Genomic DNA, 17,785 nt, shown 5'->3' with positions numbered 1-17,785 from the left:
TTCCGCGTTACCCCAATAGTGTACTTATTTTTTTGAAGGTCGTTGTTAGAGCAATTGAGTGAACCGGATCATTATTCAACAAACACCTCCACTTCGGCCCACGAGGCTTTTCCGCTCTCCCGAACATCCGACAAGGCAAGCATTTTAACATACCGGGCTTTTACCGGCTTATCAAATTGAACGATTCTGCGATTGGGGTTATTTTCAATGTTGCTAAAGGTTCCCCGGGAAAGTTCAAACCATTCAGAACCATCCGCGCTTCCCCAAAACTCATATTCGTATATGATTCCCTCCTTCTCCCCGTCCTGCCGAGGCAGGTACGAAAAAGCATTTATTTCGCGAAGTTCCGCCATGTCGATAATGAGCTCGTGCACATGTTTTGCCGGCCGTTCACCGGCAAGCAGAAAACTTTCCGGATCATTATCCATGATGAATTTACCCGCTTCATTTGCCCGTCCGTCAACCGAAACAATCTTCCACTTGCTGCGCGCTACGCCAAATTCAGCTACTATTTTATCGGTGCTGAATCCAGTTTTCTCATCCTTCGAGAAACAATGTACTTTACCTCCCCCGGGCATAAAAACAGGACTTGTATATTTTCTAAATTCGCTCGAATTGGGATTTTCACCCAGTGCATAATACACCGAAATTCCTTCGGTTAAAGCAAAGCTCAGTTCTCCCTCTAAATCAATTGCAGGAAGCGGATCGGGAACCAAAGCAGGAGCCTGATACACCCCCATGTTCGACAAGGTTAAACAAGATGCGTTGGTTGCCATGGTCAGCCTGGCTCTTTGGGTCGTTACTTCTTTAAAACGCAGCAGGCGCTTGTAGCCAACAGTCGTTTCACGGGCTATCTCAACAAATTCTCCGTTCTTTTCAATCTCAAACGAAAATTCGTTCACCCGTTGTCCGAGTGCAATGTATTCCTGCAACATCAGGCGGTTGAAAACGGTCTCTTGCCCAAAATCAATTTCCAGAGTTGCCTTTTGCACACCGTCAGCTGTTGCCCAATAGGTTTCGGAATTGTTGTCGGCAGCTTTCCCGGCGCTGAATGCTCTTCCACGTTCATTGTCCGCAGTTACTTTTGCCCGGGCAAGGAGGTTGTTTTCAAATTCACGTTTTACCTGTTCCCCAAATTTCAGCAGAGCCCGCCGGTCGGCCTCGCGAATAAGCCCGTCCGGTGAAATCGCAAGCCCCAGGTTTAAAGGCGAACCGCGCCCCACCGAGGTGTAGTAAAGATCCATCAGGTTGGCAAGGCTCCGCACCGGGTGCCCTGTATGATAATACCAGGCTTTGGGCCATAACAGCGTGGTATTCACTTCGGCCGGTATCCACTTTTCACCGCCTTCTTCTCCGCTCGAAAGCTTTTTTACATATTCACTATCCGATGTTCCGGGCGACTTATCTCCGGGACTTATCGTATTCCAGTTGGTTTCGCCGCCCATGCCGTTTTCATTACCCACCCAGCGGGTCCCAGGTCCCACATCACTAAAAATTACCGCATTGGGCTGGTATTTCTCCACGATCGAAAAAATGGAATCATAGCCGTAATAGGTTTTGGCATCGATGTTCCGGCGCTCGTTGGCGCCGCCGTAATAACCCGTTCCACCGTTCGCCCCATCTATCCAGAACTCAAAAATATCTCCGTAGCCGGTTAGCAGTTCTTCCAGCTGCCGGTAATAATAATCCACGTATCCGGGACGGCCGTACTCAGCATGATTCCGGTCCCAGGGAGAAAGGTATACGCCTAGTTTCAAACCGTATTTTTTGCATGATTGTGCCAGGTCACCCAATACATCCCCCTGCCCGTTTTTCCAGGGCGTTGCTTTTACCGAGTAATCGGTGTATTTACTGGGCCACAGGCAAAACCCATCGTGGTGCTTGGCCACCAGGATCATCCCCTTCATTCCGGCTTCGCTGGCGGTTTGCGCCCACTGGTCGGTATTCAGATCTGAGGGATTAAACAAGCCGGGATTTACGTCACCATAAGCCCATTCTTCTTCGGTGTAGGTATTCAGTCCGTAACAAACCAGGCTGTAATATTCCATTTCGTGCCAGGCTAGCTGTGCCTGTGATGGTAACACCCCATACGGTTCAGGCTGATTTGGCTGACTGCATCCGAAAACAGTAACGGTAATTAAAAAAGCTACAGTTTGCTGAAAATGCTTCATCATCATAACTGTTTATTTATTGGTGCGGATCATTTCGCCCACCTGTTCCAGTGTTTTCACATCAACCTGCCGAATCCTCCCCGCATAATCAGGCCCGACATCGATTGAAAAAATATTTCCATATTTAACCGCTCCCACATAATCGTTGTACAATTTTTCGGCTGACTGACAAAGCGTATCGTGCTTGGGCAATGAATAAAACCAGTCGGCACCGCCTTCATGTTTTGGCAGAATCGGATAGGTAAATTCAGCAACCAGAAAATTATCATAACTGTCTTTTAAATGACCTTCATTCCAAACGGTACTTTTATCGCCGATTGGTCCCGGCCGTCCTCGTTCCCGCAGGTTTAACCGACCGGCTGTTTCTCCGGTATTAAATCCGATAAAACAGTTGGGCTGAAACTGGTGAATAAAATCGACTGTTTCCTTGTGCGATAAACCACCATCACCCACGGCATGATCCATCCAAAAAAATTCGATGGGCCCATACCCGGTACACAACTCTTTAAGCTGCGCTTTTTTCATCTCAGGGTTCTTGCCAATTCCTGCCTTCGCGCCCTTTCCGTCAATAGCTCCCGGCCAGTTCCAATCACCCTCCGAAAAATACAGCGCCAGTTTAATCCCGTATTTATCGCACGATTTTCGAAGTTTTGCCAAAACATCAATACCCAACTTACTATTTGTTACCTTTTTATCGGTGGTTTGCGTATCCCACAAACAAAAGCCATCGTGATGCTTGGTGAGAAAAAGGATGTAGCCCATACCGGCATCTTTGGCCAGCTTGCACCACTGATCGGTATCCACTCCGCTGGCAGTAAAATAAGAGGCATCCTTGTCAAGTGTCGGTGTCCATTCGTGGCCAGAGAAAGTGCTGAACGACCAGCAGATAAACATCCCCCATTTCATTTCCTTTACCTGTTCTGCACGTATGTGATCCTCCAATTTAACGGTATAATCTGTTTTTGACTGGCTTGTTGCCCCCGAGAGAATGGCGACCATCAGCAAACACAGTAAACTAACTTTTAACAACATAACTTTGACCTTTTGGTATGAATATAGAAAAATTGATTTATTGACTTTTACCAATCCACTTGTTTTTATCCTCTTTTGACCGGCTTCCTGCCCCGTTTACTTCCTTTTATTCCGCCGGGCTTACTATATTTGACTATCTAAACAAATATTTTCTGACAGGAATATTCAAAACAACATAATTACAGGCAGATAATAAATAAACGATTCCAACCAAAACTTATACGATCTTATCTTTATGGCAGTAGACTCATTTGAATGCAGAATAATTACCGGCGGATTCAACCGTTGCAACAGCTCGTGGAACAAAACATCGGATGAACTCGACAAGTGCTTCAAAATCTATCACCCGGTAAACGGAAATGCCACCGTTACAATAGACGGACAGGAGTACTCCATAAAATCAGGGAATGTTTATTTTCTTTCGGGCTACAACATTGTTTCGCAAAAATGCACTTCTTCCATGGACATTTACTGGTTGCACTTTGTTCCGGTTTCGCTCCACCTGAAACATATTCTGCAAAATGCAACGCCTATTTATGCGCGGAGTGCTGACGACTACCCCTTTACCAGCACTTTCGACCAATCTGTTCTGAAACTGTTTCGCAGCACCCATTATTTATCGGCCAATACCTCCAGCCTTCCCTATTCCACCGAAGAAGCCCAACTGCACAGCTACATTCTGGCGGTTATCGCCGAGCTTATCAAGGACATTCCGGCAGAGCAACTTTCGGTGTCGGGCAGTTTTACCAGGCTTAGTCCTTCCATCAAATTCATGAACGATGAATTCCGCAACAACCCGCCTCTTCACGTAATTGCGTCAAAATCAAATCTTGCCCCCAATTACTTTCACCGGGTTTTTACCCAAAACTTTGGCCTTACTCCTTACAACTACATGCTCAAACTACGCATGGAACATGCGATTAAACAACTTTGTTCTACCAACAAAAGCGTAAAGGAAATTGCTTTTGAATGCGGTTACAGCAACGAATTTTATTTTCACCGGCAATTTAAGAAGCACTACAACTACAGTCCGGGCAAACTAAAACGGATCCGGCCATTTTAGCCCCTTGGTTTGAAAGATTGAATCGTCATTAAAATAACATTGTTTTACCTACGGAGGAAATTTTAAGTCTATTTATGATATTGGGATTGGAATCTAAATCCAACCAGCGCGAGATTATCTATTCAATTTTAAACGGGCCATATTTCATGCTTCCATCTGGCAGCAGCACCGAATCGCAACAAATTATACTGTCGGGTTTGGCGCTGTTTGAGCTGCTATACATTAGCAACTTACCAAAGGAAACATATTTTTGAGTGACCGAATCCCTGTTAATGTGTAAAACCGTTCCCTCTGAACTTGAGTAAAAAGTCGTCACCGCGCTATTTCGCAACAAATGTGTTGATAAGTTCTCCCTACTTACCGATTCAGCGCCATGAGGAGCGTCTTTTCTTTTTCTCGAAATAAAATAGGATTTCTGTTGATTGTAATCCAAAATCACCCTTTCGAAAGACCAAATAAAAGGAATCCCTATTAAGTCGCTTTTAGCATTCTCCAGGCATAAAATATCTGTAAATTCATTATCCCCCAGTCTTACATCAGTAAATTTCCCGTTGTGGGTCCTTCCGTTTACCGTATCAATATGGCTTAACATGCCTCTTGTTGATTGTGGAGCATTTACTTTACCCAACTCATCGCTTTGGTCTACCGCAACAGAATCAGATACTATAATTGGGGGGATTGATCCAAAATCCAATACCAGCATTTTCTCAAAGCCATTGATGTATACAGGCATTTTCATGCGATGAGAAAACGGGACAAGAGCTATTCCCAGTGAATCGGGAATAGCAGCACAATATTCACGGTTTCTTGACACCGTAACTTTCTTTTGCGGTAAATCGAAATCCCAAACAAACTTTGAAATCACATTATTCCCGATAATTCCCACAATACTATCATCACCGTGGAAGATCCCTCTTTTGTGTGTCCAGGCAGCACTGTCTAGCGGAACTACGATTAAATTACCAAGCTGCATTTCACCCAATTGAAAATCTTTGATTCTGACTTTGTCCCCGGATTGATTCAATTTATTAGCATCAAACATGGTAATTGATTCTGTCCGCATGTCTGCATCCGGAATAAATTTCTCGTTAACAACCGTAAATGCGGCACCGGTATCAAAAACAAAAAGTCCGGGAACACCGTTAACTTTTGCTTTCATTAAAATAACTCCACCTTTTCCGGCTATAAAATCCAATAAAAAAGAATCTTGCTTAGAGTTCCAGTGAATCTTTTCTTTCTCCGCTGAGGTAAAATTCTGCAACACAAAAAGAAGACTGATAAAAATTAATGCCACCGAAACCAACTGGGATATCGCCAGCACCGGATTTCGTTTTCGGACTAAGAAAAACACGGTCAGACTAGCTACTCCAATCGCACTAAAAATAAGATAGCGAGAAGCCAGAACATTGAAATAGTGGTACACAACCAAAAATCCAGTCAAGACTATCACCCACAATAAAACGGCGGAAAAGAAACCGACCACTATGCTGACTGTTTTTCCCATCATCTGCTTGCGTTTTAAGCTCCACTTACGTAGCCATGTATTTTACGTTTTGACAACACTCCTCCATCTATTTCAGATACACACCCAGCTTTGCTCCCCAGCACTGGTCCCGTACCGTCAGGCCTTCGCTTTTGAAGTTTCGGGTAAGACCGGGATTATACTCCAGTTCAAAAAACAGGAAGTCATTGAACTTGATCCCCACCCCCACCAGCGCACTCACATTGAATTTATTAAACTTTTCCAGTGCCGGTTCGTAGACGTTGATTTTCATCCCAGATTCCGGTTCTACAATTACAGCATCTTTGTACGACAGCAGGTAGTCGGCCCGGCCCCCCAGCACCAGGTAAGGCAAATGCATGCTAATGAAGGGGTGAATCTTTACCCCAAGATCAAGTGCCAGGTTGTGCAAAACCACTTTGTCGTTCCTGACATCTGCCACCGAGCCATCGGGAAAAGTAAATGTAAACTCATCTTTAAAGCCTTTCTGAATATAGCCCAGCCCCGTACGCAAGCTCATCATTTCGGCCAGGTCTTTCTCGGCAAAAACAAAAGCCTGCAAACCCACCTTGTAGTCATTCTCCATATCGTTCGGAATGTGCCGGTATTGCCACTTCTGGCTGGCATACGAAGTTCCCAGGCTCACACCCAGCCGGTCGGCCACCTGCCCGGCAGCACACCAGGCGATCAGCAAAAAAGTAGAAATCAGTAGTAATTTTTGTTTCATGGATTTTAAGGTTAAATCGTTATTGAGGTACTATTTATTACCATAAAGTATATCCGAATATCACAGAAAAGGTCTGATAGTCATTCCTCATAAACAAATAGTTGTAAAACATATCTCTATTGGTAAGGTACCTCAGTTCAACGCCATACCTGTTGTTGTATTTATACCCAAGCCCCAACGCAAAATTATAGCTTGTTTTTATTTCCAGGGTACTGGAATTTGCTGATACAAATTCTGATTTCCCCGCAAAATCTAAGACCAATGAACCATTCAGAAATAACTTAGATCCCTTTTCCAAAAAGAAATAGTGCCTTACTCCCAATGGTAATTCAATCGATTTATAATTTGATTTTACGGGACGTCCACTTACATTCAAGGCTTCTGTATTAAAATACTGGTAAGTAGGCTCCACTATTACTGCCCATTTATTCTTGTTAAAAGGCATAATAAACTCGGCTTCCATTCCGATCCGGAAATTTATTTTATTCCCAAAATCTGTTTCCCATGCACGTGACAATGGATTGCTAATGGATAACGAAGAATAATTCACACCTGGCCTGAGGCTAAGATTAAACAACAACTCTTTATCCTGCTTCCGCTCATATCTCACAAAGTCGAGCCCATTGCACTGATAATACATTTCGAACAGTTTTATCAGGTCTTTTTTGAAATACCTGATACGATTGATATCATTAACCGAAATACACTTTCCATCCAAACCAACCAAAAGTTGTTGTTTAAACATTTCGTTTACCCCGATCTTACCTCCTTCCACCAGATACTTTTTAAATACCAGTTGCTCAATATCTGCCCCTTTTTTCTTGAAAAAGTACCTTCGCAAATTTCCGTCTTCATACAAATAGAGATTAGCCTCTCCCTCAATCAGGATTTTCAAAAAAAGTGTTTCTTCCTTAAACAAAGGTTGACTAACGTTGTCAAGAAACTGAGGAGCACTGGAAGACCGTTCTATATTTACCGTTTGCCTGACATACTTTAAACTATTGCCTATTCCGAACTCTTTAACAGAATCGATGGTTGCAATCTTTGATTCAGATAATTCCGATAGTTTGTATTCCAGTTGGGTTGGATTATTTTTCCAGTCATAGTTTTTGATCAAACACTCCGTTTTTTTGTTTGAATTGTCTATGTAATATCCCTTTTCAAAAATAATTTGAGAAAAAGAGTTTAAACAGAAAAACGTAATGACCAGAGATAAAAATGTTTTTTTCATGTTTAGTACGTTTCAAATAGGTTTATTAAATCTTGATTATATCAGCGCATTACAGAACTCACACATAAGCTCACAATGTCTGTATTTTAATAATCCCGGGGTGAATAAATCTTCTGCGGTACAATCGTTCTGGGTGTCACCTGGATTAGTTGGTTAAATGTATCGGTTATTTTATTACAATCCAATAAGGTATCTAATTTTAGGATTTCGAAACAAACTGTTCGGTTCAACTAAAGCTATTTGCGTCATGGCCCAACTCATGTTAATGAGTATGACTTTTAAACGCCCTGTCTACCACCGGCACGACTAAAAAAGGCGGCAAGCCAAGTTTTTCCACTGCCTTTCTACAATTGTTCAAGGTACCGGCATCATCGCTTTTGTAGCATTCTTCTACCACCGAATTAATATGCCTCATATACTCCTCTCCTTCCTGAAGAATTTTATGAATTGAATCCTGCTCAAACATCGGTGGAGTCCACGAGGTAAGTAGTGTTTCAAATTCGGTATTGCGCTTAATTTTCGCTAAAGAACGCATCAGCTCGGAATAATTATCGTAATTCGGAATGTCATTTTTCAAGGGTATCGAATCTGCGGTGAAAAGTATTTTATCCTCCACAAAAAACAGGTTCAACGAGCCTTTTGAATGCCCCGAAGATTGAATAAAGCGGATGGTTATCGCCTCATCAACGGCCATTGACTGACCGTCCGAAATAAAACAATCGACACTCACGGGCGTATCCACAAGATGGTAAAACCCGGGAACCGGACGTTCGGTATTTTGCAGATCGATGTTTTCGATCCAGTCCCGTTCCAGTTCGTGCGAACAAACCTTGCAGCCGCTTAGCTCTTTGATTCTGGCAGCACTTCCGATATGATCGGGATGAGCATGCGAAAGTAGGATTGTACCGATCTCCGAAAAATCGCGGTTTTGCTCTTTTATATAATCGAATATCACCTTCTCGCTTCCCTTTACTCCCGTATCAACCAAGGTGATTTTATCCCCGAAAATCAACACCACATTTACAAAGCGGGGAATCTTTTTTTCGGGGCTTAAGCTGATCTCGAAATCAATGCGCAATAAATGAATTTTGTCCGTCAGTTTCATGTTTTATCAAAGTGTTTTAACTGTGCTGAAGCATTGTTGAGCAGAGCGACAACAACTTGTACTTCAACCAGTTTTATTTATTTTAGCTCATTCAATATTTCAATTATTTCTAGTCCAATTTTCTCAATTTCTGATACATATATGTCCGTATCTTCACTAATTGCTTTGATAATTATCTCGTTTTGTTGAATCCTCAGATCGCAATATTTTATCAACTTAGCATTTTGCTCAATTAGTTCCTGGGGTAGATTATCTAAAGAATTCAATCTCCCAACTATTTCCTTGTTCTCTTTCCACAGTACCACTCCTTTTGTGAATTCTTTAATTAAATAGTCTGGTTTCGCTGTTTCAATCACATTGAAAACAGCAATTGCCTTATTCTCATTCTCTACAAAATTTTCAACTTCTCTATCATAAGTTGAAAAGTCAAAGTCAGCAGTTTTATTAGATAAGTCTCCAGCAAAGAATGCAACAACCGCAATACCTACAAAAAGAATTATCATAGCGATAGCTCCAACACCTGCAGCATTCCATCCAGAATAAAATTCACCACCAGATTCTTTATGTTGTTTTAAATTTTCGCCCTGAAGTCGTTCTACAATTAAATAGATAATTCCGGTGTAGATTAAAGGAATTAGTGGTTGGGGAATTTTGTCAATTATTGGCTCGGGAATTGAAAATATTCCGGCAAACAATAAAATACTTGATACAATTCCAATAATTAAAGATTTTCGAGCATTGTCAGGTTGGTCTAGTACCTCAAAATTCTTCTTTACCAGGTAACCTGCTGCAAGCGGTCCGCCAAAATAGGTAGCAATTGTAATGGCTCTTTGAGAATAGAATTTTTTAGTTTCTTCCATTTGTGATTAGGTCAATATTTTTGGTTTTTAAAGTTAGCTGTAACCGTCACTTATAATTTGTCGTTGCGGATTTCGGAGCTCGTTCCTGTCCGGCAGGACGGAACGATGTTGCGAGAATCCAGCGAACGACATACCACGAACCCCGCAATACAATTTGCAAAATGTTATGGCCTGGTTTTTATATTTTTCAATCAACAATGTCATTTAATTGCGGATTAAATTAAATAGTGATAGTTTCTCACTTGTTTCAACATCCTTTAATCCAAGAGTCTTTGTCAAGAAGTCGGTGAAAATTATTTTCTGTCCATCAACCAGAATAATCTCGGTATAGTTGTAAAAAAATGGTGGTAGAGCATAAGTCATATTGTTCTCGTTGTTTTGACTTTTGTGTCTAACGATTTTGTCTATTTCTTTAAATTGAAACTCTTTTTCTGTTTTTCCATTTTTGTCAACTCTAACAGTCAGTTGAGAATGATTTACTGTTATTTTTTTGTTTCTATCATTTAGTCTGTATTGAAAATGCAAAACCAATTGAGGAATTGTCACAAGGAGAAAACCAAATCCCAAATAAAGTCCTAATTTTCCCCTTGTTATAAAGAAGTATAAGAACCCAAAGAGCGTCCCAATGTAAAAGAGAATTGATTTTCTGAGAATTTTCCATTCATTTCTTTTATCAAAATCAAATTCTAATATAAAATCATTTCCCATGTATATATTGATTCTGTCTTTTTTTAAACTTGGCCATAACGGTTACCTGTATGTGGCGTAGCCGATTGCGGGGCTACTTTCCTGTCAAACCGAGATGAAATAAATGCGGGATTTAACCTTCAATCACTCACAAAACCGGCTATGACATATACAGATTGTTAGGCGTATGTGCTTTTTTTTTAATCATCTAAGATAAATCAAATTATTTAAAAAATAGTCGTGAGTGTTACTTATAGTCTTTGGCTTATAGTCTACATTTATAAATCTTTGCAATATGGATGTAAAATCTAAAATCGGTATAAGAATTAAAGAACTTAGAGAACAGAAAAATATGTCTCAAAAGGATTTAGCATATTCTGCTGATTTAGATAGAAGTTATATTGCAAGTGTTGAAAACGGTCAAAGAAATATTTCCATTGTAAATATTGAAAAAGTGTCAACTGCACTTGGCGTTACCCTAAAGGAATTTTTTAATAATGGCAAATTTGATAACAATTCAACGGGCAGTTGATAATTTTAAAGAATTGATTGAGACTTCAATTCTCGAAGGTGGAATCAAAGCCAAAGAGGCAATGATTAGGTCATCAAGACCGATTAATAACATTCACGAAGCAGTTAAGGCAGATTTAATTCGAAAAGGAATTTCAGCTGCAAGAATACACCCACCACTCGGTGAAACTACGCCCGAGTTAAAACTAGCTGGTTTTATTAAACAAAAGTATCAAGATGTATCTGTTTCTCCGGAAGGGCATGTGCCTGAAGAAGAAATAATGACTGAAGGCATCCTGCGAGAAGCAACTGACTATTATGGTAAAGACTATACGGAAAGAACTATTTCTATCAATGTTAGAAGTCAAATGAGTTCCCTGGCAAAAAATTTTGATACTCTTTATGAAAGGACTATTGCCGAAGCTCAGAACCTGCATGTAAGATGCCCAAAGATGGTTTTAGGTGAAGTCTATATGATTCCAGTTAAAGAGTATGATGCCTCGGTAATGGATAATAATGAAATTGCTTTTATTGACCGAATTGGTGCTGTTGAAAAATACATTAAGTCATTCCAAGCAATAAATGGACGACCAAACTATCAAAGAGAAGATTACAAATATGAGAGAGTTTGTTTACTCCTTGTAGATTTTCAACAATCACCTGCAAAAATTTACAGTACAAACCAAGAGCTTTATGATGATGGTTTGCTGGAAAGAAATTCAGATGCCAGTATAGAAGAATTATCGTGGGAAACTTTTACTGATTCTATTCTTGAATCTTATAATGATAGATTTAATGGCTAATAAAATTTTAAATCATACTGGAATTCCATTTACACCAATTACAATACAAACCGCGGTTAATAACATTAAGCAGGTTTATGAAGCAGCAATATTAAATGGGAATAGAGGCAATATTATTAGGTCAAGTGTCTTGATTAAAAATATTCATAATGCAGTAAAAACAGACTTAATAAATGCGAATGTTCACCCAAGCTTAATAAACCCATGCCCTGATTATTTGCAGCGAGTGATAAGTCCAAATCAACGTGCATACAATAGAGCAAGAGTTTTAAAAGATAAAGAACTCAAAATAGCAGGTTTTCTTAAAACTAAAACTCAAGATATTTCTGTAATTCCTGATAATATTCCAATTTCTCCAACAACAATGAATGTTAATTCTGGAATGAATGGATATAATGATATTTATGGGGAAACATTCACGGAATCCATTTTAAGCATAAATGTTAGAAGTCAGCTCAGTAGCGTTAATAAGAACTTTGATACACTTTATGAACGTACTTTTGCTGAATCATTAAACTTGCATCTTAGAACACCGAATATGGTTCTTGGGGAAGTTTATTTAATTCCAGTTAAAGAATATGTTGATGGGAATGTTGTTGGTTTTAGTACTATTGATATTGGTAGATATATAGAGACTTTTCAAGCAATTAATATGAGAATAAACAGGAATGATGAAAAGTTTAAATATGAAAGGTGTTGTCTATTAATTGTAGACTTCGATAGACCTGTACCTAAAATTTATAATACTACTAATGAATTAATCCAAGATGGATTCCTTCCTGTTGGTTCAGCTTGTTCAATGACCAATTTGGATTACACCAACTTTGTAAGTGACATAATGCAAATTTATTCTACAAGATTTCCAGCTAATATATTAACCTGATATTTTGTTATAAGAAATTCATTAATTTCTTCCTTACTATTTAAATTTCTTAGCAACTCAACTTCTTCCTTTGAAAAATCAGGGATTGTAAATTTTTCAATGAAGTTTTTTTGATAGCAAGGAAAACCACCTTGAATGGAAACACTGGTTTTACTAATATAATAGTCCATTACTATGGAGTTGAGTATTTTTTGTGCAACCAAAATGTTTGCTTCTTTTGATAATTCGTGTGTATCATCATCAAATAAAGACATTGATTTTGAATTATCCTTGTCAAAATAAATTCCGTAACCATTGGTATAATAAGCATCTTCTTCCGGCACAAACAGAAATCGTGGATGTTTACTAAAAGTTGGATTAAGTATTTTTTTACCGAATCTTGTAATTCCTTGTGTTCTGCCCCAAACATAAAATGGTGAATAATTACTTTTCCCTTTATCTCTGGTTTCCAACGTTTCCTTTTCTGATAGAAGATACTCATAACACTTGGGATATTTGATTTGAAATTCTTCTTCGGAAATTGGAGTTGCATTTTTTAAGTCGGTAAAATAAGGTGTAATTATTCTCAATGTATTTCGCTCAATGTCATTTTGGTTTTTGAATTGAGAAATTTTATATACAGGTTTTGTAATTTCCCTCTCGATATAAAAGGTACCTTTTTCAGTATTTTTAATTAAATAACCATTTTCTTCATTTGCAGAATCAACAAAGAAAATTTCATCTTTCAGAGTAGCAATTCCAACAGCAATATTAAATAAATTCTTAATTGGAGTACCAATATTCTCAATAATCCGAATATTGTCCTGTTCTGCAGTTTTAAGCAACCGCCACTTTTTTACATTTAGCTGTTTCAAATAGTTTGGAGAACCATTTGCCGTTTTTAAAAATTCTTGACAAGTTTGTTTATCTCCAATTTTATCAAATAGAACTGCCTCATTCTCCTTTTTACTAGCAAATGTGATTGCTGTGTATGTTTGGGCGTCAAATACTTTTTTGTGCCTAAAATCTACAATTCTAGTTAAACACTTGGTCTTTAGGAAATATTGGCGAAGAGATAAACCAGCTAAAGAGGTGAAATAATTGTTAGGAGTTATATAACCAAGTTTACCGTTAGATGCTAATAGTTTGTATCCTAACTCAAAAAAAGCAAAATATAAATTGAATGTTCCATATTCAATCGTTTGCCATTTATTAGCCAAATATTGTCGGTTTTCATCGCTCAAATCTTGGTATTTTACATACGGCGGATTTCCAACAACAATTTCATATTTATTAGCCCAGTTTGCTTTTAAACTATCTTGGTTAAATAAATTAAAATCAGATTCTTCAATCACTTCATTGTTTTGAAGCCCCAACAAACTTAAAATTGTTTTCGAGCGATTTATATTGTAGTCAAGTATGTCAGAGCCGAAAATATTTTCTTTGATTGTTTTTTTTATCGGCTTACTGAAATTCTTTTGATAATATTCCGCAAGTCCAATTAAAAATGCTCCGCAACCACAACTTGGGTCAAGGCATTTATCTTCTTCTTTTGGGGCAACTTCACTAATTATATAATCGACTATATATGTTGGTGTAAAAAATGCACCATTTACTTTTCTGTCTGTTTTTGGAATTAACAATTCCAAGTAATTTTCTAACTGTTTTAAATCACTTATTTCCAATGCAGATAGTTTTAGATAAACATCTGCCTGAGGCTCAAAATCATTTAGTAATTCTTTAATAATTGGACTTTTTTCAAAGTCAAGATTATTGCTTTGAATGAATGAATAAACAAGGTGTTTCTCAATAACGTCAATGTCTTGAGTTTTTAGAATGTCGTTTATGATACCTTTGTTTATCACCTTCTTGTGTTGATTATAAGCAACAAAATTAATCTAAATTCTTGCGGTTTGCAAATAAACTTTTAAACAATTTTTTCTTGATATGATGAACTTGGGAGCAAGGATTTTAGCATTACGCCTAACGGTCACTTGTATGTGGTCGGGCGGGATTTCGAGAAGAAATCCTGTCAGACCCGCAGAAGGGAACGCACGAGGTCTGACTAGTCAGACCGCTAAAACCCCCGCCTGCCATATACAATTTGTTGTAACCCGTTTTTTATTCATAATCTTTATATACCCAAAATTGGTCTCATGATTTCAAAAAGAGGTGAGGATACGAGATTAACAAAAATTCCTATCCCAATTTCTTTAATCATTGAGCCAATAGTTAAAAGTCTTGTTTCTACTTTTTTCCCTTTATTCAACTGCTTTATAGCGTTTTCAATTTCCAATTCGAAATCTTCTTTTGAATCTGTATTTAAATTCTCAATGTCTTGTTTTAACAAATTGAGTAATTCTAAAATATCATCTTTATCGTAGGATATCTGTTGAGATTGACTTGCATTGTCTGAATTCATTTGAATCTGCATTGGTGCATTAATGTCTCTAATCTTTAAATTCACTTTTGCCGCTTTTTCTTTTTTTGTAGTCATATTATTCTTATCAAGCCAGTTTGTGATTAATTCATCATAAATTTCTTTGTTGTTTTTTTCTTTTATGATTGGTAAAATGACAAACTTGATTTGATTTAAAAATCTCAACTTTTCACCCTGTCTAATCTCAACATAGTAATTTAGATGATAATCCAATATTTTTTCTAAATCATATGGAGGTCGACACTTCAAAAGTTTATTTGCAAATAGTCTGTCATAATCTTCCTCGTTTGTGTCTCTATAGAATTTCTGAGATTGAGGACTTTCAGTTTCACCCCAATAGTTTCGGCGAGATGGTTTACCTACAATCATCATTATTGTTTGTTTCCCTAAATTTTTTAATTGATATTCATCGTCGGGCTTTTGATTTTCTTGGCTAATTGAATAAAATTCATTCATTATCTCAGTGATTTGTTTCTTTTTCAAAATGGGTTACAACGGTCACTTGTATGTGGTCGGGCGGGATTTCTGGAAGAAATCGTGTCAGACCCGCAGGAAAGTGGGCGCAAGGTCCGACTTGTCAGACCGCTAAAACCCCCGCCTGCCATATACAATTTGTTACCAGCCGTTATTTTTTATTTACAATATAAGTGTCACTATAATAAAACTCTCCAATATCATAGCAGTCTACTTTTTTTATTCTCTTTAAATTATCGTATTCATAGAAATATTCGTCCCCAGCTGCCACATCCAGAGAAAAACCAAAACCATTATATCCTTTTTGCAGGATATTTTTACGAGATATTAGTAATTGGTTTTCGTTAAAAGTCTCAACAGATAAAGACAGCGTGTCATTTAATGGATTGTATACAGTATAAGTTTTTGTTTCTTCATCTGGATTGAATATTTGATATTCGTTACCAGTATGAATTCCATTCACAAAATATTTTATAAATGTCGTGTCATTAAAATAATAAAACCGTTTTTTTCTCATAGTACCCGAAAGCATCTTTATTGAGTCATTCAATTCTAATGAACTTGGTTTAAACACTTGGAATTTGATAACATTGGGATGTCCTTTTTCAGAATATGTTTTACTTTCAATTTGCCCCTTCGAGTTATAAATAAATTTTATCTCCTCGTCCAAATATGATTCTCCTTCAGACAACTGTTCATAAAGTTTAATAGAGGATACTTTTCCATTCTCATAATATTCCAGTGTCATATATTTATTGAGGTTGGCACTTTTTTCCCAATCAATTTCTTCTGGATTAACCTTTTCATACATTGTTGAATCAATTTTTTCCACAACTGACCAATCAATATTGTCGACTAAAGAACATTTTGAATAGCTTTTATAAGAAATTAATTTGTCATTTTGGTACTCATATTCATCTTTGTATTGATATGAAGAATTATATCCAGTGTAAATAGTTCGTTGCTGTTTTTGAGGATTAAAAACGTATTTCTTAATTAAATTTTCTTTTTTATCTGAAGCATGTTTTCTATACACAAGCACTTCCTTAACATTCTTTCCAAAATTTAGTGTATCCAAAATTGGATATTCTTGTGAATAAACAAGAGTGGGAATAAACAATAATATGATTAGTATTTTCTTCATTTTATAATGGCTGGTAACGGTTGGTACATGTTGTCGGGGCGGATTTCGGAGAGCGTTCCTGTCCGAAGGACACGGAACTGCGATGCGAGAATCCGCAGTTGGCGTACCACCGAACCCGCCCTGCAATATGTATTTTGTTACACACTGGCATTTTATTTTATTGTATCATAAACTTTATTCCATATAAAAGTCCTTGCATAATAGCTGCAGGAATAATTACAGTCAATAGGGCGTATCCAAATGAATATTTATTAAAATATGCTAGTCCAATTACTAATATTCTTAAAGCAAAAATCCAAAGTATATAAATGGTGACAGGGTGTTGATAGCCAATCAATCCTTTATTGTCTAGAATAATAGCAGGGATAAGCAAAATTACTCCGATTAATAGATGAACCAAATGTGGAATAATTGAATAGGCAAGAGCTAATCTTATTTCATTAATTGAAGCTTTTCCTTGAAATATTTTTCCTGCTCCCCAAATGATGTACGATAAAATATATTTGTAAGCGAACAGTCCTAAAAGTCCTGAAACGATTAATGAAATTATAAGGACGAAATAGTAATTAATTTCTAATCCTAATATTTTATTAATGTCAAAAGACATTGAGAATCCTGCATACATTGAGGTCAAGAAAAACAAAATGTGAATCATAAAATCATTTTCTTTTTCATCTCTTTTTTCAATTAATTGAAATGTCTGTCGAGTTTTAATCCAAATGGAAATAATAGGCTTCATTTATATAGTTTAAAGTTGTTTGGTTTTTCTTTCATGCTTGTGTGTAACGTATGTGGAACCCAACCAGTCGGGTTATATCTTTATTAGCAGGTTGGGTTATAACACCCATTGGGGTGGATAAACCAACTTTTTCTGATTTTTCGGGAGGGAGTTGTTTCATGAGCAGGCGGTTTCGTTTTTTCGTTTTTCCGAAGATAACAAGAAAAATGTTTTTAGAAAGCTGTTTAACAATACATTTCACAGGATCCGAATAACCACGTTCTTCCGAAAAAGTAAAAAGAAACGCTTTAATCTCCTGTGGGCTGTAGCGGGTAAGTCCTTCCTTCAGTCCTCAGAGCCGCCCTGCAAGATTTTTCAGCGTCCTGCGGCATTTTTTCGGTTTCCTGCAGGATTTTTGAGCGTCCTGCGGGCTTTTTTGTCGCCCTGCAACGCTTTT

General features: G+C 37.8%; 16 protein-coding genes. 4 read left to right on the top strand and 12 right to left on the bottom strand.

Annotation, left to right across the window (positions count from 1 at the left end):
• Positions 1–71: 71 nt before the first annotated feature.
• Positions 72–2,177, bottom strand: coding sequence for an alpha-L-fucosidase (locus tag D1614_RS20675; protein WP_119439896.1), 2,106 nt, complete (start codon positions 2,175–2,177; stop codon positions 72–74).
• A 6-nt stretch (positions 2,178–2,183) separates the two neighbouring features.
• Positions 2,184–3,203 carry an alpha-L-fucosidase gene (locus D1614_RS20670; RefSeq protein ID WP_119439895.1) on the bottom strand — a complete coding sequence of 340 codons (1,020 nt, stop codon included), beginning with the start codon at positions 3,201–3,203 and terminating at the stop codon, positions 2,184–2,186.
• A 235-nt stretch (positions 3,204–3,438) separates the two neighbouring features.
• Between D1614_RS20670 and D1614_RS20665 the strand changes: the two genes are divergently transcribed.
• Positions 3,439–4,266 (top strand): AraC family transcriptional regulator, encoded by an 828-nt coding sequence (locus D1614_RS20665; RefSeq protein ID WP_119439894.1) that lies wholly within the window; start codon positions 3,439–3,441, stop codon positions 4,264–4,266.
• A gap of 118 nt (positions 4,267–4,384) precedes the next feature.
• Here D1614_RS20665 and D1614_RS20660 read toward each other — a convergent pair whose 3' ends face one another.
• The 6 genes from D1614_RS20660 to D1614_RS20635 all read right to left on the bottom strand — a co-directional run bounded on the left by D1614_RS20660 (position 4,385) and on the right by D1614_RS20635 (position 10,398).
• Positions 4,385–5,773 carry a retropepsin-like aspartic protease gene (locus tag D1614_RS20660; protein ID WP_119439893.1) on the bottom strand — a complete coding sequence of 463 codons (1,389 nt, stop codon included), beginning with the start codon at positions 5,771–5,773 and terminating at the stop codon, positions 4,385–4,387.
• A 64-nt stretch (positions 5,774–5,837) separates the two neighbouring features.
• Positions 5,838–6,494: a porin family protein gene (locus D1614_RS20655; RefSeq protein WP_119439892.1), complete on the bottom strand. Its 657-nt coding sequence runs from the start codon at positions 6,492–6,494 to the stop codon at positions 5,838–5,840.
• 37 nt (positions 6,495–6,531) lie between these two features.
• The gene (locus tag D1614_RS20650; protein ID WP_206610097.1) at positions 6,532–7,611 is read right to left on the bottom strand and encodes an outer membrane beta-barrel protein; all 1,080 of its coding nucleotides are present in this window, start codon (positions 7,609–7,611) and stop codon (positions 6,532–6,534) included.
• Between the two features lie 376 nt (positions 7,612–7,987).
• Complete coding sequence (locus D1614_RS20645) at positions 7,988–8,830, bottom strand: MBL fold metallo-hydrolase (RefSeq protein WP_119439890.1); 843 nt, start codon at positions 8,828–8,830, stop codon at positions 7,988–7,990.
• Between the two features lie 77 nt (positions 8,831–8,907).
• A complete protein-coding gene (locus D1614_RS20640; RefSeq protein ID WP_119439889.1) occupies positions 8,908–9,690 on the bottom strand; it encodes a hypothetical protein in 783 nt (260 codons plus the stop codon).
• 204 nt (positions 9,691–9,894) lie between these two features.
• Positions 9,895–10,398, bottom strand: coding sequence for a PH domain-containing protein (locus tag D1614_RS20635; protein ID WP_119439888.1), 504 nt, complete (start codon positions 10,396–10,398; stop codon positions 9,895–9,897).
• A 274-nt stretch (positions 10,399–10,672) separates the two neighbouring features.
• Here D1614_RS20635 and D1614_RS20630 point away from each other — a divergent pair, with 274 nt between their 5' ends.
• The 3 genes from D1614_RS20630 to D1614_RS20620 are packed head-to-tail and all read left to right on the top strand — an operon-like array spanning position 10,673 to position 12,573.
• Complete coding sequence (locus D1614_RS20630; RefSeq protein WP_119439887.1) at positions 10,673–10,909, top strand: helix-turn-helix domain-containing protein; 237 nt, start codon at positions 10,673–10,675, stop codon at positions 10,907–10,909.
• On the top strand, positions 10,875–11,690 hold the full coding sequence (locus D1614_RS20625; protein WP_119439886.1) for a restriction endonuclease: 816 nt from the start codon (positions 10,875–10,877) through the stop codon (positions 11,688–11,690). Before D1614_RS20630 ends, D1614_RS20625 begins: the two co-directional genes overlap by 35 nt.
• Positions 11,683–12,573 carry a hypothetical protein gene (locus tag D1614_RS20620; RefSeq protein ID WP_147384333.1) on the top strand — a complete coding sequence of 297 codons (891 nt, stop codon included), beginning with the start codon at positions 11,683–11,685 and terminating at the stop codon, positions 12,571–12,573. The genes D1614_RS20625 and D1614_RS20620 overlap by 8 nt, the downstream gene beginning before the upstream one ends.
• Here the strand turns inward: D1614_RS20620 and D1614_RS20615 are convergent.
• The 4 genes from D1614_RS20615 to D1614_RS20600 all read right to left on the bottom strand — a co-directional run bounded on the left by D1614_RS20615 (position 12,537) and on the right by D1614_RS20600 (position 17,349).
• Positions 12,537–14,417: an Eco57I restriction-modification methylase domain-containing protein gene (locus tag D1614_RS20615; protein ID WP_119439884.1), complete on the bottom strand. Its 1,881-nt coding sequence runs from the start codon at positions 14,415–14,417 to the stop codon at positions 12,537–12,539. The two genes, D1614_RS20620 and D1614_RS20615, sit on opposite strands and share 37 nt — an antisense overlap.
• Positions 14,418–14,686: 269 nt before the next feature.
• A complete protein-coding gene (locus tag D1614_RS20610; protein WP_119439883.1) occupies positions 14,687–15,448 on the bottom strand; it encodes a hypothetical protein in 762 nt (253 codons plus the stop codon).
• Positions 15,449–15,617: 169 nt separating this feature from the next.
• Positions 15,618–16,610, bottom strand: coding sequence for a hypothetical protein (locus tag D1614_RS20605; protein WP_147384332.1), 993 nt, complete (start codon positions 16,608–16,610; stop codon positions 15,618–15,620).
• A 157-nt stretch (positions 16,611–16,767) separates the two neighbouring features.
• A complete protein-coding gene (locus D1614_RS20600; protein WP_119439881.1) occupies positions 16,768–17,349 on the bottom strand; it encodes a YIP1 family protein in 582 nt (193 codons plus the stop codon).
• Positions 17,350–17,785: the final 436 nt, after the last annotated feature.

The sequence above is a fragment of the Maribellus luteus genome (assembly GCF_003576475.1).
Lineage (GTDB): Bacteria > Bacteroidota > Bacteroidia > Bacteroidales > Prolixibacteraceae > Draconibacterium > Draconibacterium luteum.
The sequence above is the reverse complement of the archived record's forward strand: the minus strand, read 5'-3'. Positions and strand labels throughout refer to the sequence as shown.

What these genes read in the sequence shown, in the direction of transcription:
- D1614_RS20675 (WP_119439896.1), bottom strand. Translation starts at nt 2,177, where the DNA reads ATGATGATGAAGCATTTTCAGCAAACTGTAGCTTTTTTAATTACCGTT.
- D1614_RS20670 (WP_119439895.1), bottom strand. Translation starts at nt 3,203, where the DNA reads ATGTTGTTAAAAGTTAGTTTACTGTGTTTGCTGATGGTCGCCATTCTC.
- D1614_RS20665 (WP_119439894.1), top strand. Translation starts at nt 3,439, where the DNA reads ATGGCAGTAGACTCATTTGAATGCAGAATAATTACCGGCGGATTCAAC.
- D1614_RS20660 (WP_119439893.1), bottom strand. Translation starts at nt 5,773, where the DNA reads ATGATGGGAAAAACAGTCAGCATAGTGGTCGGTTTCTTTTCCGCCGTT.
- D1614_RS20655 (WP_119439892.1), bottom strand. Translation starts at nt 6,494, where the DNA reads ATGAAACAAAAATTACTACTGATTTCTACTTTTTTGCTGATCGCCTGG.
- D1614_RS20645 (WP_119439890.1), bottom strand. Translation starts at nt 8,830, where the DNA reads ATGAAACTGACGGACAAAATTCATTTATTGCGCATTGATTTCGAGATC.
- D1614_RS20640 (WP_119439889.1), bottom strand. Translation starts at nt 9,690, where the DNA reads ATGGAAGAAACTAAAAAATTCTATTCTCAAAGAGCCATTACAATTGCT.
- D1614_RS20635 (WP_119439888.1), bottom strand. Translation starts at nt 10,398, where the DNA reads ATGGGAAATGATTTTATATTAGAATTTGATTTTGATAAAAGAAATGAA.
- D1614_RS20630 (WP_119439887.1), top strand. Translation starts at nt 10,673, where the DNA reads ATGGATGTAAAATCTAAAATCGGTATAAGAATTAAAGAACTTAGAGAA.
- D1614_RS20625 (WP_119439886.1), top strand. Translation starts at nt 10,875, where the DNA reads ATGGCAAATTTGATAACAATTCAACGGGCAGTTGATAATTTTAAAGAA.
- D1614_RS20620 (WP_147384333.1), top strand. Translation starts at nt 11,683, where the DNA reads ATGGCTAATAAAATTTTAAATCATACTGGAATTCCATTTACACCAATT.
- D1614_RS20610 (WP_119439883.1), bottom strand. Translation starts at nt 15,448, where the DNA reads ATGAATGAATTTTATTCAATTAGCCAAGAAAATCAAAAGCCCGACGAT.
- D1614_RS20605 (WP_147384332.1), bottom strand. Translation starts at nt 16,610, where the DNA reads ATGAAGAAAATACTAATCATATTATTGTTTATTCCCACTCTTGTTTAT.
- D1614_RS20600 (WP_119439881.1), bottom strand. Translation starts at nt 17,349, where the DNA reads ATGAAGCCTATTATTTCCATTTGGATTAAAACTCGACAGACATTTCAA.